The sequence below is a fragment of the Candidatus Thalassolituus haligoni genome (genome assembly GCF_041222825.1).
In the GTDB taxonomy this organism is placed as follows: Bacteria; Pseudomonadota; Gammaproteobacteria; order Pseudomonadales; family Oceanobacteraceae; genus Oceanobacter; species Oceanobacter antarcticus.
Genome location: NZ_CP139482.1, coordinates 1,427,892 through 1,454,442, shown reverse-complemented (window position 1 = coordinate 1,454,442; position 26,551 = coordinate 1,427,892). Strand labels below are relative to the sequence as shown.

The following is a 26,551-nucleotide window of genomic DNA, read 5'->3' as shown; positions in this document are numbered from 1 at the left end:
TGGGTTTGAACGCTAACAGCGATTAAAGCGGGAGTGGTGCGCTACTCACAGAGGGTTAAACATCAGCAGGCAGATCGAATAACCGGCGGCTGTTTAAAGGCTGCGCCAGCCATTCCGATAACGCCTGTCGCAGTATGTGCTTGGCGACCCGTAACTCAGGCAAGCGTAATTGTCCTTGATGAATCGCCAGTAACACTTCGCCGGGAAATCCCCCGCTATCCCCAGTGGGTGCAAACCCGGACTGCGGATCAAAACAATAACGCTCCGACGCCTGAATCGCATCGCCTTTTGTATCCAGATGCCAGTGAAAGCCGAACCCCAGATCCGACAACAGCTGATACTCAAACATGCGTAACCAGGGTTCTGCCGCCTGTTGCCCGGTGAGAGCAGCCAGAGTGCGAATATATCGCTGATACATACCCGGCAGGGCTTCTCCTTGAGGTAACAGGCGAATCAACAGTTCGTTCAGATAAGAAGCGCAAAACAGGGCGTTCTCTGTCAGTACAAAGATGTGCTCTGGTTCGGCCAGCACCAGTCGGGGCCAGTCTTGTTCTGCTTGCCATGCGCCACGATAGATTTGATGCAGTTGCACTGTTTGCCGTCTTGGTGCCAACAGTAGCCGATGACCATCTCGTTCACACAAGGCGTTCACCAGCCAGCCTGATTCACCCACCGGCCGCCGGTGCAAAACCACCAGCGCTTGCATCAGGAACGATCGTCGTAACCCAGACTACGCAGGGCTCGTTCGTCATCAGACCAGTTGGTTTTGACTTTGACCCACAAATTCAGCATCACTTTGCAGTCAAACAGGATTTCCATGTCCTTGCGAGCATCCTGACCGATCTGCTTGATGCGGGAGCCGCCATCACCGATCACAATCCGTTTTTGTGACGGCCGCTCAACCAGAATCAAGGCACTGATTTCTGCCAGCCGCCCATCATGGGTAAACTCTTCTATTTCAACCGTCATGGCGTAGGGTAATTCGTCACCCAATTGGCGCATGATTTTTTCTCGCACCAGCTCGGCGGCCAGAAAGCGTGAACTGCGATCGGTAATCTGGTCTTCCGGGTAGAAATACTGAGCTTCTGGCAAATAACTGTTAATCAGCGATTCCAGCCGATCAACGTTACGACCGGTCTTGGCACTCAGCGGCACGATCTGGGCAAACGCATAACGTTCAGACAAGGATTGCAGGTACGGCAACAATTCTTCGTCCTTGTCCTTGATAAAGTCGACCTTGTTGACCACTAGCACCACCGGAGCCCGCTGCTGGCTGACAGCCTGCAATACCATGTCGTCTTCATCGGTCCAGCGTGTCCGGTCAACCACCATAATGACCAGATCAACATCCTTGACTGCCATTGTTGCCGCCTTGTTCATATAGCGGTTGATGGCCTTTTCCTGACGCAGGTGCATGCCGGGTGTATCGACATAAACTACCTGAATATCATCTTCTGTCTTGATGCCTAATATCTGATGACGGGTGGTTTGCGGCTTGCGCGAGGTAATGGACAATTTTTGCCCGAGAATACGATTAAGCAATGTTGACTTGCCAACGTTGGGGCGACCCACGATGGCAACAAACCCGGTACGTTGTGTCATTTTTCTTCCTCACTGATGCCGAGTTGGGTCAGCAGCTGCATTGCAGCAGCCTGCTCTGCAGCCCGACGACTGGCACCTTCGGCGACCTGGGGTTCGGCATCCTGAATACGAACTTCAACCTTGAATATCTGCTCGTTGGTCGGCCCGGTCAACGCCAGCACGTTGTATTTTGGCAGCGGTAAATGTTTACCTTGCTGATGTTCCTGCAAACGGGTTTTGGGATCCTTGATCGGATCTTCCAGCGATAATTCATCCAGCCGGGTTTTGTACCAGGCAAGAATACACCCGCGTGCCGCGTCCAGACCGGCATCCAGATAGATAGCGCCGATAAGGGCTTCAACCGTATCGGCCAGAATGGATTCCCGCCGATGACCACCACTTTTCAGCTCACCAGAACCCAGGATCAGAAAATCACCCAGTCCAAATTCGCGGGCCAGATCGGCCAGCGTCTTGCCCTTGACCATACGTGCGCGCAAACGACTGAGTTTACCTTCACGAGCCAGACCAAAACGCTGGTAGAGGTCTTCAGCGATGACAAAATTGAGAATGGAATCACCCAGAAATTCGAGGCGTTCATTGTTCGTGCCGCCTTTGCTGCGGTGGGTAAGCGCCAGGGTCACCAGTTGTTCATCATGAAAGGTGTACCCCAAACGCTGGGAAAGTTTTAACAGAGGGTCATTCACTTATTCAAATTCTTCGTGATGAGAAAATTGGCCAACGACATACAGGTTACCCATGAAATGCTCTTTGACTTCGTAATTCCAGTCCATCGTCAATACGCCCTTGCTGCGCGTCGCAACCAGGCCATCAAGGGAAATATTCAAGCTATTGGAACGAATACGGGCGGCCAACACTCCGTGTAAATCCTTGACCGAACTGGTGCCGGTGACTGTTTTCGACTTGTGCATTGTTTCCAGCACCTGTTGCAGCATGCGGTTGTCCCAATACATAGGAACAATGGCAATTCCTGCCTTGGCAACCACACCGACGATCAACAGGATCACCATGACGGCGTAAAACGACAGACCAGATTGTTTTTTCATTAATCATCTACCTTGAGAACAGCCAGAAACGCTGATTGTGGAATTTCAACACTACCTATTTGTTTCATCCGTTTCTTGCCGTCTTTCTGCTTCTGCAACAGTTTCTTCTTGCGACTGACGTCGCCACCATAACATTTGGCGGTGACGTTTTTACGTAACGCCTTGATGGTCGCCCGGGCGACCACTTGATTGCCCATCGCCGCCTGAATAGCAACATCAAACATCTGGCGCGGAATCAGTTCTTTCATTTTTTCTGTCAGCGCGGCACCACGACGACGGACATTGTCGCGATGCATAATCACCGCCAATGCGTCTACCCGTTCACCATTGACCAGCACATCCAGACGCACCAGAGGGGCCGGTTCAAAACGACTGAAGTTGTAATCCAGCGATGCAAAACCCCGGCTGGCTGATTTCAGCCGATCGAAGAAGTCCATCACCACTTCGCCCATGGGTAATTCGTACTTCAGAGATACCTGGCTGCCAGTGTATTGCATATCAAGCTGGACACCGCGCTTATCGATACAGAGCGAGATGACATTGCCCAGATATTCTTGCGGCACCAGAATATTGGCTTCCGCAATCGGCTCACGCATCTCAGTGATTGAGCCAATATCCGGCAACTTCGATGGGTTATCAACCTCAATAACATCACCCTTTTGGGTAACCACCTGATAAATAACCGTTGGCGCAGTCGTGATCAGATCCATGTCGTATTCACGTTCCAGCCGTTCCTGAATGATCTCCATATGCAACATGCCCAGGAAACCACAACGGAAACCAAAGCCGAGAGCATCAGAGTTTTCAGGTTCGTAAAACAGCGAGGCATCGTTCAGCGAGAGTTTTTCCAGGGCGTCACGGAAGCTTTCAAAGTCATCCGAACTGACGGGAAACAACCCGGCATACACCTGTGGTTTGACCTTTTTGAAACCAGGCAACGCCCCGGTGTCCGGAAATTTGGAACTGACAATGGTATCACCCACCGGCGCACCGTGAATGTCCTTGATACCGGCCACCATATAGCCGACTTCACCGGTGCGCAGTTCTTTCTTTTCGTGACGTTTGGGCGTAAAAATACCGACGCCATCGACCAGGTGATCCCTGCCCGTGCTTTTGAGACGTATTTTGTCACCCTTGCGAATAACTCCGTTTTTCACTCGAACCAGAGACACAACGCCAAGGTAGGAGTCAAACCAGGAGTCGATAATCAGTGCTTGCAATGGGCCATCAATATTCCCTTCAGGAGGCGGAATATGGGCAACCAGATCTTCCAGAACATCTTCTACATTAAGACCGCTCTTGGCACTGCAACGAACCGCTTCGGTGGCATCAAGACCAATAATATCTTCAATTTCCTGGGCGACTTTATCCGGATCTGCCTGAGGCAAATCCATCTTGTTTAATACCGGGCGAACTTCCAGACCTTGCTCAATAGCGGTGTAACAGTTGGCAACGGATTGAGCTTCCACCCCTTGCGCCGCGTCGACCACCAGCAATGCGCCTTCGCAAGCAGACAGGGAGCGTGACACTTCGTAGCTGAAATCAACGTGCCCAGGGGTATCAATAAAGTTCAGCTGATAGGTTTCGCCATTTCTGGCGACATAATCCAGCGTCACGCTTTGGGCCTTGATGGTGATACCGCGCTCGCGCTCAATATCCATAGAGTCGAGCACTTGCTGCTGCATTTCCCGATTGGTCAAGCCGCCGCAAATCTGAATAATCCGATCTGACAGCGTGGATTTGCCATGATCGATATGGGCAATGATGGAAAAGTTACGAATGTGGTCCAGGTGGCTCACAGAATGACATCCAGGCAGCAAAAGAAATGGGGCGGGATTTTACTTGAAAGCGGCATATATGGCTAATGAAGACTCAAACAGACCGCGCCGACAACGAATCAGACACAACAAAGGCAACCCTGAGGTTGCCTTTGTTGTGTCACAGAGAGCCTGCTATTTCGGTACGTGTAACGGGATAAAGAGCGCTGCACCACGGCGAATGATGCGCATCGGAACATTACGATCACCTGGCAGCCCGGCAATGACCTGTTTAAAATCATCCAGATCGTTGATGTTTTCTCCGTGAATCATGGTGATTACATCTCCTGGCATCAAACCGGATACTGCCGCAGGGCCATCACTGACCGCTTTGACCAGAACCCCGCCAGAACCCAGTTTGCGCCGCTGACTGTCGTCCAGTTCAGCCACCAGAACGCCCATTGCGTCACTGTTGAATTCACCGGGAGGGGTATTGGATGCCAGCGTTTGCGTCTGCACGTTCGATAACACTCCAATTTCAACATCAATGCGTTTGCGCTTGCCGTTTCTGACCAGGTCGATACGGGCACTGGTGCCGGGTTTTACCCGGCCAACCTGATGGGGTAAATCAGACGACAGATAAATGGCCTCGCCGTTAAAACGGGTAATAATATCGCCACTTTTCAAACCCGCTTTCTCCGCCGGACTATCAGGAACCACTTGGGCTACCAGTGCGCCCGCTGCTTTATCCAGTCCAAACGACTCGGCCAGATCCTTGCTGACTTCCTGAATCACCACACCCAGCCAGCCACGACTCACCTTGCCTTTTTCCTTCAGCTGATCAGCAACATCCATGGCCACGTTAATCGGAATCGCAAATGAAACCCCCATAAAACCACCAGAGCGGGTATAAATTTGCGAGTTGATCCCGACCACTTTGCCATTCAGATTAAACAGTGGGCCACCTGAGTTGCCCGGATTGATCGCCACATCTGTTTGAATAAAAGGGACATAATTTTCGTTCGGCAAACTGCGTCCTTTGGCACTGACAATCCCTGCCGTCACGGAATAGTCAAAACCGAACGGCGAGCCGATAGCAACCACCCATTCGCCAACCTCCAGCGCATCGGAATCACCCAGTGCAACAATCGGCAGATCATCAGCTTCGACCTTGAGTAACGCCAGATCGGAACTCTCATCGGCACCGATCAACTTGGCTTCCAGCTCGCGCCGATCATTCAGACGGACAACAATTTCATCAGCATCCTTGATCACGTGATTATTGGTGAGGATATAACCGTCATGGGAGACGATAAAACCAGAGCCCAGTGATGTCTTTTCCTGCTCACCACGCGGCGAAGGCATTTGCTCGCCGAAAAAGTGCCGGAATATTTCAGGCACATCCTCAGGCAAGCCGTAGCGCTGTTGATAGGAACCGGACAATCCGGCGCTGACATGCTGTACCGTACTGATATTAACAACCGCCGGAGACGCTTCTTTTACCAAATCACGAAAATCCGGCAAGCTGGCATGCACCGCAGAAGCCAGTAGTAAGACAACGGGGAACAGTAATTTGAATATTCTGGTCATAGAGAGCCCTTAACAGCAATACCGAGATGATGATTAACACCAAGGTGATGGTGAACCAACGTAGCAAGTAAGTACTATAGATTCGATTTTGTGGTCAGAATTCCGAACACACAGAAACAATTGCAGGAAGCCACTGGTGGCGTTTCAGATTGGCAATGTAACGAGCCAGCAGAAGTCCTCCCGCCAGACCCAGCACACCGACCAGCAAGGCAGCGACATCGCCACCGGATGCCTGTCCGGCCGCTGCGCCAAGAATCAGGCCGATCAGCGGAGTACCGTAGAGTGTGGCCGCGCTGGCCGCAAGACTGCCGGAGGGCAAATCCAGTACCACTTGCTGGCCTGGCTGAAGAACATATTCCGTCGCAACCCACAATCGTACCGGCTTGCCCAGACTGCTGAGCGTCGCCTGACCACACCCGGAACGGGCATTACAACTGCCGCAAGCACTTTGCTGCAGTCCTTCAACCCAAACGCCACCGGCGGCGATTTCTTTTACTTCAACTACTTCATGTGGCATGGACTTATCTCCCCGACACCGGATTGTCACCAGCATGGCGAACAGACAGAGCTATCCGCTTGGCCGTCGCCATTGGTAATTCACCAACAACGGTAATGCGCATATTACGCTCACCATCACGCTGGTGGCGAACAACCGCAGCGGTCGCACCCCAACGCCGACTCATATCAGGCATGGAATCCTGTTCTACCTGATCCACAAACAAGGTAAAGGCTGACAAACCGTCGCTGTACATCAATGCATCACGGCTGGCAGCATCACGCTCTACCGACAGGGCAAATCCAGGGGGCACCCATTGCGGATACCAACCCTGCTGATGTTCAACCATCGTAGTAACACCAGGGGTAGCAAGATGTGATACGTATTGATGACTGCCTGGAGGTACTTCAAACTCTGACGCTGGAATAGCCTGGCCGATGGTAATCTGGGCAAACTGGTAGCGTTCGATGACCTTGCGCGACCGGTCAACCAGATCGGAACGTAATAACAGACCGGTTTCTTCGTCTAGCCACAGATTCTGCCCAAAGCGGAAGGTATCGTTTGGAATAACCTGGATTTGCAAGGCATTACGCCCGGCGATTCTCTCTGGACGAGCTTGTCGAAGCTGGTAATAGGAATCCAGTGCCGGTAGATGAGGATCAATCCCTGACAACAGGTTGGCAGACTGATCATAAAGACGCAGTGCCTGGTCATCAGGATGGGTGCAACTGACGTCTTGCCCGGCCCGAATGATTTCCCTCGGGTTGCCCGTCAGATGGGAGATTTTCTCATACTCGATCCCATCCGCCATGGCGTGGCTGATAGCCATGGTGTGCCAGAGTTGGTCGTTGCCAAACACCAGAACGCCTTGGTAATTGGTTTCCTTGATGGCATGAGACATACGTTCAAGCCACTGCCTGGGGTCAGTGAAACCTGCAGCCCCAGCAGCCGAACCAACGCCAGATGCCTGATCACCCGAACCTGCCGAACCAGCACTCGCAGGAGTTGCCAACACCAGTCCCAAGGTCAGAAGAAACCAGACAGACTTCACTGCTGGGCGTCTCCGCCTTGCTCAAAGCTGGTTACCCGGGCGAATGGCATTAACCCCCGACCAGTATTCAGTGCCGCATGCTCACTGTGCTGCATAACATAGTCATGCAGACGATTCTGGGCATCGCGTAACTGCTGTTCCGTCAATGTCGACTCAGCGGCACTGGTATCCATTGATGCCAGACTGACATTGCCGCTATTAAAATTCAGGCCGGTTTCAAACGCTGCGTTCGCGGGTGCCGATACGGTAATATCCGAGCCAGCGACACGTTTGCTCTCTGCGGCTTGCACATCAGCCGACGCCACAGCATCCGCTTTCACCAAACCGACCTCATCGATTACCCGCACCCCCAGCAGCACTGCCAAAGTAACGGAAGCGGCAACAGCGCCAGACGCAATCCAGCCACTGCGCTTGCGTAGCGAGTGACCCGGCTCTGCGATGACCGGGGACTGGGCGTCATCGTTATCGCTGGTTTGCCTTGCAGGTACTTCATCCATGGGTTCACCCGCGATGGCCTGCATAATCCCTTTCGACAAATCCACCGTGGTGACGGGTTCTTCACGCATCAGCGCACCCATCAACTGATAACGGCTCCAGCGCTCACGCAGCTCCTCATCTTGCTCAAACTGATTCAGAGCACGGCGTACTTCGAGTTCATCGGCTTCACCATCTACCAGAGCCGAAAGAGATTCATTCATGCGATCATTCATTATTGTTACCTTCCAGACCGTCAAGCAGTGGCCATCAGCAATGGCTGCATTTTCTTGTCTATCGCTTCACGAGCCCGGAAAATCCGGGAGCGAACCGTACCAATTGGACAATCCATTGCTTCAGCAATTTCTTCATAGCTGAGCCCATCCATTTCCCTCAATGTAATTGCCATCCGCAAATCGTCTGGCAATGCTTCTATCGCACCGAAAACAACGTCGCGCAGCTGATCCCGTTGCAGCAGCCCATCCGGCGTTTCAATATCCCGCATGGGACTATAATCGCCAAAAAACTCGGCATCATCTGGATCGATGTCATGGGTCGGTGTTTTACGACCACGACTGACCAGATGATTCTTTGCTGTATTCACAGCAATCCGGTACATCCAGGTGTAAAACGCACTGTCACCACGAAAATTGGGTAACGCCTTATAGGCTTTTACAAACGCTTCCTGGGTCACATCCTGCGCTTCAGCAAAGTCGGAGACAAAACGCCCGACCAGTGACAGGATGCGATGTTGATATTTGAGCACCAATAAATCGAAGGCGCGACGATCCCCTTTCTGAACCCTTGCGACCAGTTGTCGGTCCGTATTTTGATGATCTGTCATGCCTTGTTCCGACGCCTTATTGGGCTGTTTTGTCAAAATTGCTGTGCTGGTCACTGTACGGGCCTCCATTGTGGCTGTAAATGAAAGACCGAACCTCTTTGGGAAAGTTCAGGAATATTTCTGCAACAAGTGTTCTGTAAGCGCTTTGACTGGCATTATAAAGCCATTCCGTTAACTGAAAGCTGGTGAAAATGAGCGAACAACTGACCTTCGACGTCCTCATCATCGGCAGCGGAGCTGCCGGTCTGACACTGGCTTTATCGCTGCCTTCGCATTTGCAGGTCGCCGTGATCAGCAAAGATCAGCTTGATAGCGGATCGACTCGCTGGGCACAAGGTGGTGTCGCTGGTGTACTGGATGCAACAGACAGTGTCGATGCCCATGTATCAGACACCCTGATTGCCGGTGCCGGGCTGTGTAACGAATCGGCGGTGCGCTTTACGGTAGAAAATTCCGCTTCCGCCATTCAATGGCTGATTGATACCGGCGTGCCCTTCACTCTTGACGGCATTGCCGAACAGGGCGGCGACCAACGATTCCATTTAACTCGCGAAGGTGGCCACAGCGCCAGGCGTATCATTCATGCCGCCGATGCAACCGGGCTGGCCATTTCAGACACTCTGATCGACCGCGCCAAGGAACAACCCAATCTTCACCTGTTACACCAATACATCGCTGTCGATCTGATCACTCGAGACAAACTCGGCCTCGATGGGCAAGCCTGTATTGGCGCTTACTTCCTCGATAAGGATAACCGCAAGGTCGCCGCGATTACTGCCCGAGCAACCGTCTTGGCCACCGGCGGTGCCAGCAAGGTGTATTTATACACCACCAATCCGGATACAGCATCAGGCGATGGCATCGCCATGGCATGGCGCGCAGGCTGTCGCATTGCCAATATGGAATTTAACCAGTTTCACCCCACATGTTTACATCATCCGCTCGCTACATCATTTTTAATCAGCGAAGCCGTACGGGGTGAAGGTGGCAAGTTATTACTGCCCGATGGCAGTCGTTTTATGGATCGTTTTGATGCCCGTGGCGAACTCGCCCCCAGGGACATCGTCGCCAGAGCCATTGACCACGAAATGAAGCGTCTCGGGGCCAATTGCCTGTATCTGGATATCAGCCACAAACCGGCTGATTTTATTCGTCATCATTTCCCAACCATCCTTGAGCGTTGCCTGGAACTGGGTATTGATATTCAGCGTGAGCCGATTCCCATTGTGCCCGCCTCGCACTACACCTGTGGTGGTGTTGTGACCGACCATTTTGGTCGCACGGATATCGACGGACTCTACGCGATTGGTGAAACGGCCTGCACCGGATTACACGGGGCCAACCGTCTGGCCAGCAATTCCTTGCTCGAATGCCTGGTTTATGCCCGGTCAGCAGCCACGCATATTATTGACAGTCTGAACTCGGTGCCCGACATTCCTGACGTACCCGCCTGGGATGCCAGTCTGGTGACGGATTCTGATGAAGATGTGGTAATTGCCCACAACTGGGATGAATTGCGCCGCTTTATGTGGGACTACGTGGGGATTGTCCGAACCACCAAGCGGCTGCTGCGCGCCAAGCATCGGGTACAATTATTACGGCAGGAAATTCAGGAATTCTACAGCCATCATCGGGTTACAGCCGATTTGCTGGAACTGCGCAACTTGGTCGACGTCGCCGAAATTATCATTCGCTCCGCTCTGCTGCGACGCGAAAGCCGGGGCTTGCACTACAGCCGAGACTACCCCAATCCGTTACCAAGAGCATTTGACACTGTCATAACAGCCAAACATCTGCGTGAACTGGGAGAACTTTAACGTCTAACGTCAGTTCGCCTTAATAACAGCACGACCGACAGTTACAGCTCACTGTAAAGCACTCGCTGCAGCGCCTTGAAATGCTGCACAGACTCAAAGTCACGGCAGCGTAACACCAAACCTTGCCAAGGCCAGATCGAATACCGCAATACCAGTAAACGACTACGCCGGATACTGCCCGACCGCCAGCGTACCTGGCGGATATTGCCACTGCGGTATATCAGCCGCCACTGCGGGAAAGCGGCTGTCATGTCGCTTTCCGGTAATTTCTGCAAGCAGATAACAGGGTCTTGTTTCCAGTACCAGAGCCAGTAAACCGCAACCGTCAGCAGGCTGGCAAACAATGTCAGCCATAGACCGTAACGGAACACAGACAGCATCATGCAAAACGCCAGCAGTGCCAGCACATCCAGTACGATCTGCCAGCGCCCGGTTCGAAGCTGCCATGCCAGCTCAGGGGGTTCGTGCATGTTCCAGCACCCGCAAAACAATTTTATGGATCTCTGGATCTTCCGGAACAACCCGCTCCAGAAACCAGGCAAACAAATCGGTATCTTCATGCTCAATCAGCGCCTGATAGCGTAATTGATCTTCACGCTCCAGCGTGCGGTAGACTTTTTCAACAAAAGGTATCAGCAGCACATCCAGTTCCAGCATACCGCGACGACTGTGCCACCACAGACGTTTAACTTCAGTTTCGTCGATCACATTACTCTCCTGTTCAATGGCCTCAGTATACCAGCGCGACAACTTCCTTGAACCTGCAACATCGACTGTATTAACCGCATGCGGGTCATGCCCCGGCAGCGCAAACCGGGGTACACTGGCTTGAAGGAGGAATCTATGAACAATATCCGTACTGCGCCAACCCCGTTAGATAACCAGCTGCCCTGCTTCTCGCTGTTGGAAGTGACAGGCCCTGATGCTGCCCGACTGCTGCAAGGCCAACTGACTTGTGATGTTACCGGGCTGGCCGATGGCCAGTGGACATTAGGGGCTTGTTGTAATGCCAAAGGGCGAATGGTTGCCAACTTTCTGTTAGCTCGAACAGACGATCGTTTCGTCTTTCGACTGGCGGCGGATCTGGCCGAATCATTTCAGCGTCACCTCGGTAAATATGCAGTGTTTTACAAGGTAACGCTAACACCACTGCAGGCCGCCATCTTCGGTTACCAGATGCCAAACCCCAAAGCGGAACACTCCGTGCTCAACATCGACGGCCAGCTGTTACTGAACTGGCCAGATGGCAGGGTTGAACGATGGGCTGATACAGCGCCAGATTCCCTGACGGATACCGTGCCACTGAGTAGCGCAGCCTGGCAACAGCTCGATATTCAATCAGGACTGGTATGGGTCACCCAGGCGAGCGTCGAACACTGGATACCGCAGCATATCGCCTGGGATAAACTGGGCGGCGTCAACTTCAAGAAAGGCTGCTACACCGGACAGGAAGTCGTCGCCCGCGTGCAATATCTTGGCAAAGCCAAGAAACAGCTGGTTGGTGCTGTCAGCACGCCCGGCTCTTCAGCTGCTTTTCAGCCTCCAAGCCTGCTAAGCAATATCGAGGCTGCAGGTAAAACCGTCGGTGAAGTGGCCAGTTGGAGTGGGGATCGTGGTTTACTGGTTTTGAATGGTGAGCCACAAGGAGCACTGACGCTCGAAAACGACACCCCGATTACCACAACCCCACTGCCCTTTGCCACCCGCTCGCCAGAATCGGCGTAGATTATAGATCCGCAAAAGGATGGTGTTGCCGTTCCCACGGTGATGCCATCAGCGCTTTTATCCAGCCATCAGGGACGCTGGCTGGCGTTGCATGCTGCCATCTGGGGGTCGACCCTCGCTCAATCAGCAACGCCCGGATACCTTCGACCAGATCTGGATGCCGACAGGCTTGCCAAGCCATTGCCAATTCCAGTCGTGCGGCTTCGACCAAGCTCATACGCCAGCCAGCAGCAAGCTGTTCAACCACCAGTCTGGCAGATGCCGGACAACCAGCATGATGCTGCGTTAACCCGCGCTGGATCCAGTCATCCTGATACGGGTTCGCAGCCGGTAGTGCTACCTTTCCCTGCCTGATCACAGGCTCCATCATTGTTGTGATAACGGACTGTGTACGCTGCCAGTCACTGGCTGGTGCGGTAACAGCCGACTGGGACTGCAAGCGGCTTAACAAGGTACGCACCAGCAACTGATTGTCGGGCGTGCGGCTACTCCAGCTGAGCTGGCGTAATTGCCCAATCATTGCTTCAAGATCGCCATCCGCCAGCTGATAGTCGATCAAATGCTGAGACAAGGCATCAGTCGAATTGACAGGTGCGCCGGTTAATCCCATCCAGTGACCCAGAGCCGAATCTATACGCGACAAATACCAGGTACCCAGTACATCCGGAAAAAGTCCGATACGCACCTCTGGCCAGGCCAGCTGCATCGACTCAGTACCAATACGGTGATTGGCGGTCAGAAACAACCCGAGTCCCCCACCCATTACATACCCGTGCCCCCAGGCAATAAGTGGTTTGGTAAACCGATGCAGCTGTATATTGGTTTTGTATTCCAGCTCAAAAAACTGATCCGCTCGCTTGAGTCCGTTGGCATCAGCGCAGGCAATGCCATCGTAAAGCTGGCGAATATCACCACCACTACTGAAACAGCGCCCCTCGCCACGAATAACGACAGCAACAATACGCTTGCTCTGCTGCCAGCGTGCCAACCGGCGTCCTATCGCCTGGATCATATCTCGGGTTAATGCATTCATCGCCCGGTCGCGGTTCAGGCTCACAAGACCAATCTTGAAGCCGCCCTTGGCGGACAGCGTCTGAAACATAACGTCAGGGGGTGTACTCACACTTCTATTCCTTTGGGCTGGATGCTGGCCGGATCTTTCCAGCTCGGGGGAAACCTCTGAGATGGTACACTCCACTCAAATCCGAGCCAAAACGAATCTGTTATGACCATTGTCTTATCCGTGCTGATCGTGTTTTTACTGGCTGGCACCATTGGCACCCTGTTGTATCTGACCCAGGACGAAGCAGGTAAATCCCGCCGCCAACTGGCACAACAAATTGACGCGGAATATCAAGGTTACGCAGCCCTGGATCGCGAACTCAGAGCCGCCGGATTTGACTTGTTTCACCACAGCCAGATTCGCCACGGGCGGCACCAACTCCGCGGTCACTGGCACGGGCGAGCGTACAAGATCATGGACTACCCGGTGATTGCCGCCAGCGGCATCTCCCAACAAACGCTGATCCTGATCGAGTGCGATAGTAAACACGTTGGCAAACTGAAGGCCACACCTGCAAAAAATCATCAATCACGTCAACTCGACCAGTTTATAGATCCACAGCCTGATGCTTTCATCCGTTTGAAGACCTCTGAGCTGCCACCATCCCTGCGCCAATGGAAGATCGCTGCCATCAAACCCCATGCGGTACGGATAAAACTGAACGGTAATTTCAGTCATTGGCTTGAACAACACGACACCGTCAGCATCGAATTGAGCGATGCTTTTTTACTGATTTACCGGCCAGACAGCCTCTTGTTGGCAGACAATATCAGCTCTGCTCTTGCCCTGGCCAAGGATCTTGCCGACATATTAGAGACATAAAAAAACCGCTATATGAGCGGTTTTTTATGTCTGGGAGCCAGAGCCTGTCTGGCCCTGGGCTGTTCGACAGGCTTCTCGTCTGATCAGGACGACGCAGCCATATATTCCCGGCGTTGTTCTTCGCCTTCAATATACTTGATCCACTGATCCGCCGTTTTAACAGCGGCATCATAGCTGCGGGCCTTGGCAAACGCTCCTTTGGCATCGGTCAATTGACCGAGGTTAAACAGCACCAAACCCTGCAGAATCAAGGCCGAATGTGGCTGTTGCAACCCACCTTGCTGGATTGCCAGGTTAACGTTTTTCAGTGCCAGATCCCATTCCTGACGTTCAGTATGGATCTGAGCCAGTTTGAAGTAGTCACTGCCCTCATGCGACAGGTTAGCGGCCTTGGTCATTACGCCAATCGCACGATCGTATTCCTTCGCCAGCATCCAGGCATCACCCAGCAAAGACATATTACGAGCCGTTTCCTTGATGACTCCCTTCTCCATACCCGCGACCAGAATATTGGCTGCCTTGTAGGGAATATCCTGACCCAGCAAGGCTTGTGAATAATTCACCAGTTCGCTTTCCTTGGTCAGCATGCCTTGCTCAAACGCGGTTTCCAGAGTTGCCAGTTCTTTTTTTGGCTGATTCAACTCACTGTAGACGGCCGCCAACTGCACCCAATATTGTGGCTTCGGATACAGGGTTGCCAGATCTTGCAGGCAACGAGCCAGATTATTAAAATCCTTGTTCTGATAATAGACTGCCCGTTCCAGCATCAACCAGTTTTCACGAGGAACTTTACCCGTTTCCTTGGTCATGGCAATTGCCTTCTTCACATCTGGCAATGCCTTGCTGTATTGCTCAATCTGGAAATAAATCTGGGCCCGCAGCACGTAGGATTCGGCATTGGCAGACTCAACAATAGTGAACCACTTGTTCAAGGGAACCAGTGCTTTCTTGTAGTTTTCCTGAATCAGATACAACTTGGCCAGGCTGTACAGCGTTGTCTGCTCCAGGCTTTCAGGGATATTATCGACCGACAACACCTGCTCGTAAGCAGCAGACGCATCCTTGTATTTTTCCTGGTTAAAATAAACGTACGCATACATGTTGTACGTCATGGCGGTCTCATAGGAGTTACGTTTGCGCTTCTCCAGAGACTGCAGTTCTTCCAGTGCTTCCTTGTATTTTTTGGCATCGGCCAGTTCACGAGCACCATCCAGTTTTTTGTAAATAACCGGACGCATGGTCGCAGAGCGACGGACACGCGGCTTGCCTGTATCGGCACTGGATTGCTCTTCAGCCTGGACGCTGGAAGCGCCCACACTCACAAAAGACAGAGTGAATACCATTAAACCAGCATTCAACAAGGCGATTGGCTTTTTCATGCTACCTCCGGTTATCTGCCGTTTTTCTCAAGTTCAAAGCGAATAATATTGCGGACACCTTTTACCTCTACCGGTTTCCCATTTTCCACTTTTGGCTTGTACTTGAATTTCTTCACAGCAGACAGCGCTTCACGGTCGAAAATGTTTGGCGGAGCCGCTTCAATGACGACAGGGTCAACCACGGTTCCCAGACTCGTCACCGTAAATTCCACAACGACGTATCCTTCGATGCCTTTCTGGGCGGCGCGACGCGGATAGTTAGGAGCGACTTTAACGATTGGCAAAAAATCACCATCGCCAGAACCACCAGACAAACCGGCATCGACATTCAGTTCAGCCCCCATATCAAACCCGCCCACATCAAATCCCTCAGCGGATGCCTTGGCAACCTGGGGTTTTGGCATATCAGGCTTGGGTGGCTCTTTTGCAGCCACCGGCGGCTTTTGCGGTTTGCGTTCCTTGGTTCGAACCTCATCGTCCGGCTTGCTCATGACGAAGCTTTCGATGCGGCCAAAATCATTCTCGTTGAGTACAGAGCCACCAGTACTGATCAGGCTCTGCATCATCCAGAAAACGGCAAAGGTCGCAACCGCTGCAACGGCCAGGGCTGCACCAAAGCGTAGCAGGGTTGGGAACATAGCTAGCGCTCCTCTGTTGCCAGAGATACGTCATATACCCCAGCGGCCCGTGCAGCATCCATAACGGCGACCAACTGCTTGGTTTTAGCTTCCTCATCCGCCTGAATTACCACCGTACCCTGCGGGTTTTCGGCATGCATACGTTCGATGTTGGCCCGTACCTGGCTTTCATCGACATGGCGTTTGTTAATCCAGATTTCACCAAGATCATTGATGGCAATCAGGATATTCGCACGTGGTTTGGCGGTCGAAGTACTGGCATCAGGACGATTCACTTCGATACCGGATTCCTTGACAAAGGAAGCCGTCACGATGAAAAAGATCAGCATGATAAACACTACGTCCAGCATCGGCGTAATGTCGATTTCGCCTTCTTCAGCCTGTGGGGTCAAATTTGAAAAACCGCGTCTCATAGCAATCTTCTCTTGAATTAGTGATCGAAGGTCAGCTTGTCTTCTATGCGGATCTTTTCACGCTTGATATAGCGATCCAGCAAGGACTGGGCAAACACACCGGTAATAGCACCAACCATACCAGCCATGGTCGGAATCGTAGCCTTGGAGATACCGGATGCCATGGCCTTGGGACTACCATTACCCAGGAACGCCATAACATCGAATACCTCAATCATGCCACTGACAGTACCCAGCAATCCGAACAGCGGTGCCAGGCCGATCAACATCTTGATGGTGCTCATATTGGCAGAGAGTTCAAAAGACAGCTGACCAATCAGATCCTGACGAATCTGATGCGCTGTCCAGGAGCGACGTTCGTTACGCGCCTCCCATTCGGTCAATGCCGTCTTTACAGACGTGCGGTAAACGAACAGGAAGTAGCCAACACGCTCAAGAACCAGCAACCATAGAATAAAAACCAGCCCACAGATGGCGTAGAGGACATCGCCTCCACGCTCCATGAACAGGTAAACGGGTTCGTACAGTTCACCAAACATGATGACTACGCCGCTTTAGCGTGTTGTTGTTCAGACTGGCGAGCCAGAATACCCGTCGCTCGCTCTTCCAGAATCATCATCAACTCGCGACTGCGGTTGTTGGTGAGGGTGTGCAAAAACACACAAGGAATCGCAGCAACAAGACCCAGAACCGTCGTTACCAATGCCTGGGAAATACCACCAGCCATCAATTTTGGATCACCGGTACCAAACAGGGACATGGTTTCAAACACATCGATCATACCGGTTACCGTACCCAGCAAGCCCAGCAGCGGTGCAACCACCGAGATAATCTTGATCCAGCCAATGGCCCGCGTCAGCTTCGGCACTTCAGCAGAAATGGCTTCGCCCAGATGCAATTCCAGCGTTTCAATGTCAGCGTCCTTGTTGGCTTGGAATACTGCCATCACGCGGCCCAGAGCGTTGTCTTCACGCGGCGTATCAGACGCCATCTGCTTGCGAATACGGCTACCTTCAGCGATCAGCACCAGCATGCGCCAAACCGCCAGCAAGATACCAATGCTACCCAAAACAATAATGATGTAACCAACCACACCACCCTGGTCAACACGGTCACCCAGCTCAGGTGACTGACCCAGAATTTTCAGCAACTGACCACGGGAAGGGTCAATCCAGAAACTGGTCAGCGTCGTACCGGAAGCACTTTCCAGCTCTGCAGCCGGGCCGGTGTAACGCCCACCCGGTTGCTTGTCCAGCTCAACCAGACGACCTGAATCCAGATCCCAGTTCAGGTACTTGCCATCAGATACCACGTTAAAACCACCAACACGGATCACTTCTTTTTGGGTGGTTTCACCCGTCGGTACAACCACAGCGGCAGTGTATTGGGAAATACGACCGCTATAAGTCATTTCACGCTGCATCTCGAACCACAACTGTTCAAGTTGTTCGATGGATGGCAACTTGGAAGAAGAACCGGCAGTGATGATCAGATCACGCAAAAACACATCACGCCCAGGCAGTTCAGAGCTGACAACAGAACCTTCAAACACCGATTTGGTGTCGCCCGCCACCTGCTGCAAAACACCAAACAGTTCCTTCAGAGAACCCATGCGGTTAGTCAGACGTTCTTGCGCTTCTGCCACGGTCGTTTCGTTAGCCTGAAACTGAGCTTCTTTGCGCTCACTGTCTTTTAATAGGTTGTCGCGATCACGCTTGGCGTCCGCCAGCATCTTTTCCTGGGTAACCTTATCGGAATTGAAACGCTTGAGGCGCTCTTTAAACTCCTGGTTATCACGTGCCTGACCCTGCTTGACCAAGTTCAGCAGTGAATCAACAGAGACCGCCTCGGCAGCAACAGCGGTGTTAACACCCAGAGCCATGACGGCAGAGAGTACGATTGCCTTGAAATTCATTATTTGGCCTCCTGAGGTGCAGCAACAGGTACTTTGATCAGATCTGGCGCAGCTTGCTCACGCGCAATACGGATACCCGCCATCAGCTTGCTTTTCATGGATGGCTCAAGCATTTCCCACTGTTTTGCAGCGCTGTTCCAGACACCCAGAACATTGCCATCAAGGGATTGATACATCAGGGAAATACGACCAACGCGCAAGAAATCCACTTCGCGACCATCCAGCGTGCCACGATAGGACTCGATGGTACGGCCATAGTCAATTTCAGCCTGATAGGCTTCCATGACCTTGCGGTATTTTTCCGCAACCGTTACATCAGAACGACCCATCAGCGCCTTGAGACCTTCTACGCGCTTGGAACGTTCGTCGACCAGAAAAGGCACATCGACTTTGACAAACTGATCAATGGAATCGATCATGCGCAGCATCAATGGTGTAATCTGCCGCTCGACCAGGGTTACTTTTTCAATACTGTCTTCGATACCAGCCAGCTCGTTGTCCTGAGCCGCAAGCTGCTTGTCGAGCTGTTCGACGTAGACCTTCAAACCGTCTACTTCCTTGACAACACCGCGATACTCGCGCTCCGCAGCACGAATGCTGTTATCGATAGAATCGATTTTTTGCTGAGACGCCTGTGCGCTATTAACGCGGCTGACACCCTTATCGATCGCCGTGTTCACATCGGCGGCAGTTGCGCCAAACACAACACCGGCGCTGAGAATGGCTGCGGCCAGAATATTTCGAGTTCGCAGTTGCATTGGCATATGTATTACCCGTATAGACTCCGTGATGCCTGTTGTAGAAACAGACTCCCCAATTTGAATGCGCACACTACTCAAGCAATATGACATTTCTGTTACATTGCTCACACTCTGCAACATATCTTGTATAGATAGCCATCATGACATCCATAAATGACAATCGCGTTAGCAATAGCAATAAAAACGGCGCCCGAGGGCGCCGTTTTTATTTGTAGAACTCACCCCTTATTCAAAGAGGCTGTCCATTCGATTACTCAGCAAAAGTTGTTTCTGGAGCATCCTGATCAGCAATGCCATCCATAGAACCATCGATTACCCAGCCAGCCCACCATGCATCAGCAGCAGCGGTACCAGGAGCAACAGCGCCAACATAGTTGGTGTTTTCAAAAGCGAAACCTGAACCGTTATCAACAGGTTCCCAAGAGCTGACAGTGTACTCAGTCGTTGCCGTCAAAGCAGCCGCATCCGTCAGGTCAATGGCAACAGCACCAACAACACCAACTTCAGAATCAGCAGCGCGCTTGGTGTAGAAGCCATCTGGAGCACAATCGCCGATAACGTTAACCAGAGTGACGTTGCTGTCAATAGTACCAGCATCAGTACCCGTCGCTGCGTCATCTACGCGTACACAAGATTCCCAGTTCACAACTGCAGTGTTGTAGATACGAGTCGTCAGAGCACCACGCAAACGCATACCGTATTGTCCAGCAGTCACTTTGGCACCAACCAGAGTAATGTTGGCCAGAGCGCCTTCAGTCTCAGGAACGTACTCTTCATCGGAGGAGTTGGCTTCGATACCACGTGGATCGTTAGAACCGCTAGGGGTAGTCAGATCAGGGTTTTTGCGCACGATAGCGAACTGAATGTTGCCTTTGTAGCCAGTATCAAAATCGATATCGTCGTCGTCGTTACCAGTCAGAACTACGTGAGTTACGTTAACAGTACCGCCGAACCACTCGATACCGTCATCCAGGTTGTTGTGAACCTGTACGTAATCGATAGTAGTACCGTGACCAACACCCATCAGGGTCAGACCGTTCACTTCATTGTTTGGACCAGCAACTTTACCGGCTTCAGCAATACGAACGTATTTCAGCACACCGCTGTTGTCAGCTGGAATATTACCACCGTAGTAACCTACGCCGTCGCCGCCTTCACCCTGTACGTTACATACGGCTGTTTCGTCATAAACGGTAGTGTCATCAGGTCCGTCAGCAAAACAGGCCCCGGTGCCACCCTGGCCATACTGAGGAGCCAGACCCTGGATGATTACACCACCCCACTCTCCCAGACCGTCGAAGTTTTCGTCAGTCAAAGAGCTGAAAGTGATCGGCGCATCCTTGGTGCCTTCAGCCATCAGCTTGTTACCACGAGTCACGATCAGAACGCCATCGTCAGAACCACGAACGTCAGTACCTGGCTCGATGGTCAGAGTGACGCCGTCAGCCTGAGCTGCAGTGACATCAGACGCTGCAGTGAAAGAGGTATTACCACGACCAACACGTACCAGACCGTCCAGAACATACTGAACATCCGCAGTCATGGTGAAGTCTTCGTTGATGGTACCAGTGACAACACACTGATCACCGGCAGTGTTACATTCCAGGAACGTTGGTGTCTCTGAGACTGGAGTGTCATCGTTATTACTATTACTATCACTGTCACTACCACAACCAACCAGTGTCGCTGCCACAATAGCAACTGCCAGGTAATTTTTATTCAGATTCATTCTATCTTCCTCAATTTAAGAACGATTGCTTTAGAAAGTGCACAAAGTCTCGTGCACTTTCATGTCACTACGATTACAAAAATCAGAATTGATACTCGACGGAAGCATTAAAGTCGGTACCAACGTAATAACTTTCGATTGCCTTGCCATCTCGTGAATACGTCACGGCTTCATCAGTGATGTTGGCAACCTTGGCTTTGACAGCCAGGGTTTCGCTGACATCGTAGCGATACACAATGTCAAAGGTGGTACGACCGTCTTCCATGATCGGCGCCAGCTCGCCACGACTGGTCGCATAAATGCGATCGTCAAAATAGTTAACCAGCAGAGTCAGGGATTGACCGGTCGACAGCTCGTCAATACCAAATTGCAGATTTCCGAGATATTTTGATTGCCCCTGTAATTCCCGGGATGAAGTACCTTCAAGGCGCTCCGCTTCGGAACCGGACAGATCAACATTAGAATCCACATAAGCGAAGTTGCCAGAAACAAAGCCACTCCAGAGATCCGTTTCCAACGCATTGATACGGAAGTCCATTTCAAGGCCGGAGAGTTCTGCACTAGGCACATTGTTATAGGTGTAACCGGTTGCCGCACTGCCATCGCCATCAACCACTGAGCGCTCAATAGGGTTGGTTACATCCTTATAAAACAAGGCAACGGTGACGCTTTCTTCTTCCGAAAAATAGTATTCGCCACGCAGATCCAGGTTGGTGATATCCGAAATTTCCAGATCAGGATTACCGGTCATCGGCTTATCGGTTTCAGGATCGTATTGAATAGACTCTGAACGCTCAGTAATACCCGGACGAGAGATTGTTTGGGTAATACTGGCTCGAAGTTGCGTTTCTTCCGTTGCCCGCCAGTTGGCAGACAACGCCGGTAACACATAACTTTCATCCAGCGTATTGGAGGAGTCGGCAGAGTTCGGATAGCGGAGTTCCTGAGAAATACTTTCATAACGCAGACCTGCCAGTACGGACAGGGTATCCATATCCAGCTCGCCCGAGGCATACAGCGCCACAGTGTCTTCATCCGCATTATAGCTATCGGTAGAAGCTGTCGTGCCCGTAAAAGTCACTACGCCATCATCAACATTTGCATCGCTGAAGATATCATCCAGGCTTGCGGTAGCATCAACGGCGTTACCATTGACAGTACGATTCGCATATCGCGCCAGTTCTACATCCCGGCTTTTGGTGGTGTAACTGAAACCCGCCTTGGCTTTCAACATAAGGTCGTTCAGCATGATTTCACTGGTGATATCGGAACCAAGATCAACCGTTGTTTCAGTCAGATCAGAGTAACGACGTTCAACCGTTCCCTGGAAGGCAAAATCGTTATTGGTACCCGTTGCACGACCGTAGGTATAACTACGGCGATCTGGTTCATACCGAGAAGTCTGGGCAATACCTGCACGCCACTGAACCGTATCATCACCCAGTAGGTTAAAGTAATGCGTACCGGAAAATTGCTGTCCCAGATACTGGCGTTCAACCCACTGCAGCAGGGTTGATTTCAGCTCCTGATCCTTGCCTTCGTCAACGATCTGACTCACTTTGGTCGTATCGTCAGTCTTGCGCAGCAAAACGGTTTTGCTTTCAAGCAACAAGTCTGCATTCTCGATGCCGTAATAGAAGTAACCTGCCAAATCAATATTACGCTTGGTACGCTCATAAGTGCCGACTTCACTCAGGTCGTTCACTTGCGCATCGTGACGTGCAGTCCACTCATCGCCGTAACTGAATGCACCATACACACCGTGAGTTGCGTCATTCCCTTCAGCAACATGCCCGTAGGATACAGCGAAGCCACGATCTGGTTTCGCTTGCACCTGTTGAACGCCATATTGATGATCAAAAGACTGTGTCAACTTGATACGTTCGTCAGTTGTAATAAAAGTAGGTACGTTGTAGCCACCATCGGTGAAGCTGTCGGCATAAGACGGCTGCTCACGGGTACCATCATCAACACCCAAAAAATCAGTACCACCGCCTTCATAGCTGTTAACGTCACTGAAAGTTGTACGGGAGTTCATGCCCAGCTTGACGCTTGCCTTACCACCAGTGAATTCGGGCATGCCCTTGGTGGTCATGCGGATCGCACCACCAGTAGAGTCTCCAGGAAGATCCGGCGTGAAGCTTTTCTGAATATCAATGCCACCCAGTACTGAAGAAGGGAACAAATCCAGAGGCACGTCACGACGCATTGGATCGGTACTTGGCATCAGGCTACCGTTCAATGTGGAAGAAATGTAACGACCAGCCATACCACGAATAATAGCGAACTGGCCGCCAGCAACGGCGACACCCGCAACGCGCTTGAGGGCAGATGCTGCACTTGAATCACCAAAGCGAGCCATTTGCTCTGAGCCAATGGAATCGAGCACGGCTGATGAATCACGCTCTTGAGCTGTTGCCGTCGATGGAATGTAGGAACCCACCGCAACCACTTCTTCGATCACGCCGTTGCCAGACATACCCAGCGTCAGGTTAACGCCGGTGTTGACGTTGGCCATCACGCGCACACCACTGACGGTCTGCTGACCATAGTTCGGGTGGGCAATAGCGACATCGTAGTTGCCACGTGGCAGTTCAAAAGAGAAGAAACCATCTTCATCGGTGACAACCGCCAGGTCGGTGCCAACCAGCGAGATGCTTGCGCCAGTCACTGCGCCACCGGTTTCTTCCGATTGCAGATAACCGGAAATCTGCCCCAGCGCTGGAGTTTCGTCCTGGCCCGGCGTGTAAACGAGTACGTCTTCGAGGGCTTCGCCACCCAGAACATCTACCTGGATTTCGGCATTCTGATCGCCGCTATCGGTATTGAACTCAAAGTCACCCAGCCATTCCCCAAATTTGGACAATTCAACTTTGTGAGCGCCGCTGTTGATATCGAAACTGACAAAACCGGTTTTACCGATCAATTGCTTTTGACCATCAACACTGACTGCTACATCACGCATGGATGCACCGTCTTCGGTGATATAAAATACGGCTTCACCAGCCATCACTTGAGAAACGAAAAGCGTTGACGCTGCGGTAAGCAACACTCGTGTCGGTTTCATTGAGCCCCCTGAAAGATTTTGGGATATTAAGTTCGGGATAAAAGAGTGGCATTTCGCCGAGGAGCGCCGGAATTCCAGAGGTTTGCCGACATTGCTTCGGTGATGAACTGCTAACAAACAATCACCCGCACCCTATTTTGAGGCTGCAGTATGTTTCCGAAATATTTCAAAAAGGTTGCTCAAATATGACACTTGTGTGACAGCGATTTTGAGACAGACAGGAAGTAAATAGAGGTGCTGTCAGACCAGAGCCGATCTGACAGCCAGTTTGATGGGATATAAATCAGCCTTGGGAGAGCAGCTCTCGCAAGTCGGCGATGGCAGCATTGGCACGAGAAATATAAGACGCCATCACCAGTGAATGATTGGCGAACAGCCCAAAACCACTGCCGTTCAGAATGACTGGCGACCAGACTGCTTCCTGGGTGCCTTCCAGTTCACGAATAATCTGGCGCAAGCTCACCAGAGCATTTTTCTTTTCCAACACGTCGTTAAAATCAACTTCGATAGCCCGCAACAGATGGGAAAGCGCCCAGGCACTGCCTCTGGCTTCATAAAAAACATCGTCAATTTGACGCCATGGGGTTTTCACTTCTTGATCGTAGTCGCTTGGGGTCGCTTGACGAGCGGCGCTGTCCCCTGCCAGATCAGTATTCAGACGGCGTTTGCCGACCGATGCACTGAGTCGCTGCGACAAGCTGCCAAGGCGGGTTTCAACATCCAGCAGCCATTGCCGGAGGTTGTCAGAACGGGCATAAAACTGAGCCGTTTGTTCATTCGGGTCTGACAACCGCTGCAAATAAGCTTCCAGGGCATCCAGTCCACGACCGTATTCCGACTCGGTGGAAGGCACCGCCCAGCTCTCGTTATCAAAATTCAGCTGTGGTTCTGCGATGGCCAGATCCTTGTCTTCCGTTGACTGACTTTGAGAGCGGCTGAAGTCCTTGCGTAATGCCCGGGAAAAATCCCGCACCTGAACCAGTACGCCAAATTCCCAATTGGGAACGTTGTCGAGCCAGACACCAGGAGGAAACACATCGTTACTCAGATAGCCACCCGGCTTGTGTAGCAGGGTATCGGTTATCGTAATCAGCGTACTGGTGGTGGTAAACCCGGTCACCGGGCTTACTCCCATGGCTTCCGCACGACTATTGGCGGATTCCCGGACGGCAAAGGCATCCGGTTCACTGCTCCAGATAAATCCCAACACCAGCGACACCAGTAAATAGATCACCAGTAATACCAACACACCGGTACGCACCGTGCTGCCGTCCGACCACCAGTCTTGCAAACGTACTGTCAGCGATGAAAAGCGGGGTTCTGCTTGATCACTCATTCAACCGTTTCCTGTATTCAGACCAACTCCAGTTCTCTGCAACCCGAGAACCCTGTACTGCAATTTAACCATGTTCACTCATGACTTCACATGCCCATCATTCTCCGACAGGTATTACCACAGCGGTAGAGACTGCAACAGCGCTACCGGAGCGATATACTGGCCGCTTTGCTCCGCCGGGAGCACAGCATCTGCAGAGACGTCAGCCAGATATGTATTCGTTATCACCAGTGGCTATTGCCCATACTCCGTTCCGGGAAAAATTTGCTATTCCAAGACAGCCCATGCTCGCCCCAGCGGCGGTGGGAGAAATACAACTGCTGCCGCCTTTTAATGATCCGCTGGCCTTTGACGGACTCGAACAGGTCAGCCACGTTTGGTTGATTTTCCTGTTTCATCAGGCCATGGCAGCACCGGGCAGCGTGCCACGCATGCGAGTACGACCGCCGCGTTTGGGAGGCAACAGTAAACTCGGCGTCTTTGCCACCCGCAGCAGTCATCGCCCCAACGCTATCGGACAGTCGTTAGTTAAAATCGAACATGTCCAGACGGACACTCTACTGGTCAGTGGTGTCGATTTGCTCGATCAAACGCCCATCATCGACATCAAACCTTACGTCCCCTACGCCGATAGCATCGACACCGCCTGGAATCATATTGCCGCCGCCGCACCCGTGCCGATCCGGGTTGACTGGGAAACAACGGCGCTGGAGGCGGCATTACAACTGCAGCAACAGACCGGCAAACCGCTGATTGCCTTGATCGAACAGTGCCTCAGCCAGGATCCCAAACCGGCTTATCAACAGCCCTCTCCAGAACGCCAATACGGCACCCGGCTGTGGGACATTGATATTGGCTGGCACTACCCGACACAAGACTGCATTTGTGTTGATCGTGTACAGAGATCCTCTATTTAATCCGCTATCCGCTCTGGGCTTTTGAATGGTGTCGAATCACGAAGCTGGTTTGTACCCCTGGACACAACAATAGGAACCATCTGTCGGCGATGATCCAGTCCGGTGCTTGGCC

Annotated in this window: 26 protein-coding genes; 4 read left to right on the top strand and 22 right to left on the bottom strand. The window is 52.0% G+C overall.

Annotation, left to right across the window (positions count from 1 at the left end; translation table 11 throughout):
• Positions 1–55: 55 nt before the first annotated feature.
• From SOJ49_RS06565 to rpoE, 10 genes are all read right to left on the bottom strand, one after another.
• Entirely contained in the window at positions 56–706 is a 651-nt protein-coding gene (locus SOJ49_RS06565; RefSeq protein WP_369857435.1) for a DNA repair protein RecO, read from the bottom strand.
• Positions 706–1,602 carry a GTPase Era gene (gene era, locus SOJ49_RS06560; protein ID WP_369857434.1) on the bottom strand — a complete coding sequence of 299 codons (897 nt, stop codon included), beginning with the start codon at positions 1,600–1,602 and terminating at the stop codon, positions 706–708. The genes SOJ49_RS06565 and era overlap by 1 nt, the downstream gene beginning before the upstream one ends.
• The gene (rnc, locus tag SOJ49_RS06555; protein WP_369857433.1) at positions 1,599–2,285 is read right to left on the bottom strand and encodes a ribonuclease III; all 687 of its coding nucleotides are present in this window, start codon (positions 2,283–2,285) and stop codon (positions 1,599–1,601) included. The genes era and rnc overlap by 4 nt, the downstream gene beginning before the upstream one ends.
• Positions 2,286–2,645 carry a DUF4845 domain-containing protein gene (locus tag SOJ49_RS06550; protein WP_369857432.1) on the bottom strand — a complete coding sequence of 120 codons (360 nt, stop codon included), beginning with the start codon at positions 2,643–2,645 and terminating at the stop codon, positions 2,286–2,288.
• Positions 2,645–4,444, bottom strand: a complete 1,800-nt coding sequence (lepA, locus tag SOJ49_RS06545) for a translation elongation factor 4 (RefSeq protein ID WP_369857431.1) — start codon at positions 4,442–4,444, stop codon at positions 2,645–2,647. Before lepA ends, SOJ49_RS06550 begins: the two co-directional genes overlap by 1 nt.
• 153 nt (positions 4,445–4,597) lie before the next feature.
• Positions 4,598–5,992 (bottom strand): DegQ family serine endoprotease, encoded by a 1,395-nt coding sequence (locus tag SOJ49_RS06540; RefSeq protein WP_369857430.1) that lies wholly within the window; start codon positions 5,990–5,992, stop codon positions 4,598–4,600.
• Between the two features lie 94 nt (positions 5,993–6,086).
• The gene (locus SOJ49_RS06535) at positions 6,087–6,509 is read right to left on the bottom strand and encodes a SoxR reducing system RseC family protein (RefSeq protein ID WP_369857429.1); all 423 of its coding nucleotides are present in this window, start codon (positions 6,507–6,509) and stop codon (positions 6,087–6,089) included.
• A gap of 4 nt (positions 6,510–6,513) precedes the next feature.
• Complete coding sequence (locus SOJ49_RS06530) at positions 6,514–7,539, bottom strand: MucB/RseB C-terminal domain-containing protein (RefSeq protein WP_369857428.1); 1,026 nt, start codon at positions 7,537–7,539, stop codon at positions 6,514–6,516.
• A complete protein-coding gene (locus tag SOJ49_RS06525) occupies positions 7,536–8,249 on the bottom strand; it encodes a sigma-E factor negative regulatory protein (RefSeq protein WP_369857427.1) in 714 nt (237 codons plus the stop codon). The genes SOJ49_RS06530 and SOJ49_RS06525 overlap by 4 nt, the downstream gene beginning before the upstream one ends.
• Positions 8,250–8,269: 20 nt before the next feature.
• A complete protein-coding gene (gene rpoE, locus SOJ49_RS06520) occupies positions 8,270–8,857 on the bottom strand; it encodes an RNA polymerase sigma factor RpoE (protein WP_303433412.1) in 588 nt (195 codons plus the stop codon).
• Positions 8,858–9,048: 191 nt separating this feature from the next.
• Between rpoE and nadB the strand changes: the two genes are divergently transcribed.
• Entirely contained in the window at positions 9,049–10,674 is a 1,626-nt protein-coding gene (nadB, locus tag SOJ49_RS06515) for an L-aspartate oxidase (protein WP_369857426.1), read from the top strand.
• A gap of 41 nt (positions 10,675–10,715) precedes the next feature.
• Here nadB and SOJ49_RS06510 read toward each other — a convergent pair whose 3' ends face one another.
• Together SOJ49_RS06510 and SOJ49_RS06505 are read right to left on the bottom strand one after the other, a co-directional pair.
• Entirely contained in the window at positions 10,716–11,144 is a 429-nt protein-coding gene (locus SOJ49_RS06510) for a hypothetical protein (RefSeq protein WP_369857425.1), read from the bottom strand.
• Positions 11,128–11,382, bottom strand: coding sequence for a succinate dehydrogenase assembly factor 2 (locus tag SOJ49_RS06505; RefSeq protein ID WP_369857424.1), 255 nt, complete (start codon positions 11,380–11,382; stop codon positions 11,128–11,130). The genes SOJ49_RS06510 and SOJ49_RS06505 overlap by 17 nt, the downstream gene beginning before the upstream one ends.
• 135 nt (positions 11,383–11,517) lie before the next feature.
• On the opposite strand from SOJ49_RS06505, the gene SOJ49_RS06500 reads away from it, so the two are divergent.
• On the top strand, positions 11,518–12,399 hold the full coding sequence (locus SOJ49_RS06500; RefSeq protein ID WP_369857423.1) for a folate-binding protein YgfZ: 882 nt from the start codon (positions 11,518–11,520) through the stop codon (positions 12,397–12,399).
• Position 12,400: 1 nt separating this feature from the next.
• Here the strand turns inward: SOJ49_RS06500 and SOJ49_RS06495 are convergent, their stop codons facing one another.
• Positions 12,401–13,522: an enoyl-CoA hydratase/isomerase family protein gene (locus SOJ49_RS06495; RefSeq protein WP_369857422.1), complete on the bottom strand. Its 1,122-nt coding sequence runs from the start codon at positions 13,520–13,522 to the stop codon at positions 12,401–12,403.
• Between the two features lie 102 nt (positions 13,523–13,624).
• Here SOJ49_RS06495 and SOJ49_RS06490 point away from each other — a divergent pair, with 102 nt between their 5' ends.
• Positions 13,625–14,284: a hypothetical protein gene (locus SOJ49_RS06490; protein ID WP_369857421.1), complete on the top strand. Its 660-nt coding sequence runs from the start codon at positions 13,625–13,627 to the stop codon at positions 14,282–14,284.
• Between the two features lie 83 nt (positions 14,285–14,367).
• On the opposite strand, the gene SOJ49_RS06485 is transcribed toward SOJ49_RS06490, so the two are convergent.
• The 9 genes from SOJ49_RS06485 to SOJ49_RS06445 all read right to left on the bottom strand — a co-directional run bounded on the left by SOJ49_RS06485 (position 14,368) and on the right by SOJ49_RS06445 (position 25,522).
• The gene (locus SOJ49_RS06485; protein ID WP_369857420.1) at positions 14,368–15,663 is read right to left on the bottom strand and encodes a tetratricopeptide repeat protein; all 1,296 of its coding nucleotides are present in this window, start codon (positions 15,661–15,663) and stop codon (positions 14,368–14,370) included.
• Positions 15,664–15,674: 11 nt separating this feature from the next.
• Positions 15,675–16,301 carry an energy transducer TonB gene (locus tag SOJ49_RS06480; RefSeq protein ID WP_369857419.1) on the bottom strand — a complete coding sequence of 209 codons (627 nt, stop codon included), beginning with the start codon at positions 16,299–16,301 and terminating at the stop codon, positions 15,675–15,677.
• Between the two features lie 2 nt (positions 16,302–16,303).
• Positions 16,304–16,714: an ExbD/TolR family protein gene (locus SOJ49_RS06475; RefSeq protein WP_369857418.1), complete on the bottom strand. Its 411-nt coding sequence runs from the start codon at positions 16,712–16,714 to the stop codon at positions 16,304–16,306.
• A gap of 17 nt (positions 16,715–16,731) precedes the next feature.
• Entirely contained in the window at positions 16,732–17,253 is a 522-nt protein-coding gene (locus SOJ49_RS06470; RefSeq protein WP_369857417.1) for a MotA/TolQ/ExbB proton channel family protein, read from the bottom strand.
• 5 nt (positions 17,254–17,258) lie between these two features.
• Positions 17,259–18,629, bottom strand: coding sequence for a MotA/TolQ/ExbB proton channel family protein (locus SOJ49_RS06465; RefSeq protein WP_369857416.1), 1,371 nt, complete (start codon positions 18,627–18,629; stop codon positions 17,259–17,261).
• Complete coding sequence (locus tag SOJ49_RS06460; protein ID WP_369857415.1) at positions 18,629–19,393, bottom strand: DUF3450 domain-containing protein; 765 nt, start codon at positions 19,391–19,393, stop codon at positions 18,629–18,631. The genes SOJ49_RS06465 and SOJ49_RS06460 overlap by 1 nt, the downstream gene beginning before the upstream one ends.
• Positions 19,394–19,640: 247 nt before the next feature.
• Complete coding sequence (locus SOJ49_RS06455) at positions 19,641–21,119, bottom strand: hypothetical protein (protein ID WP_369857414.1); 1,479 nt, start codon at positions 21,117–21,119, stop codon at positions 19,641–19,643.
• 82 nt (positions 21,120–21,201) lie between these two features.
• Positions 21,202–24,186 carry a TonB-dependent receptor domain-containing protein gene (locus SOJ49_RS06450; RefSeq protein ID WP_369857413.1) on the bottom strand — a complete coding sequence of 995 codons (2,985 nt, stop codon included), beginning with the start codon at positions 24,184–24,186 and terminating at the stop codon, positions 21,202–21,204.
• Positions 24,187–24,469: 283 nt separating this feature from the next.
• Positions 24,470–25,522, bottom strand: coding sequence for a DUF2333 family protein (locus SOJ49_RS06445; protein ID WP_369857412.1), 1,053 nt, complete (start codon positions 25,520–25,522; stop codon positions 24,470–24,472).
• Between the two features lie 212 nt (positions 25,523–25,734).
• On the opposite strand from SOJ49_RS06445, the gene tsaA reads away from it, so the two are divergent.
• Positions 25,735–26,439, top strand: a complete 705-nt coding sequence (tsaA, locus tag SOJ49_RS06440; RefSeq protein WP_369858041.1) for a tRNA (N6-threonylcarbamoyladenosine(37)-N6)-methyltransferase TrmO — start codon at positions 25,735–25,737, stop codon at positions 26,437–26,439.
• Positions 26,440–26,551 lie beyond the last annotated feature (112 nt).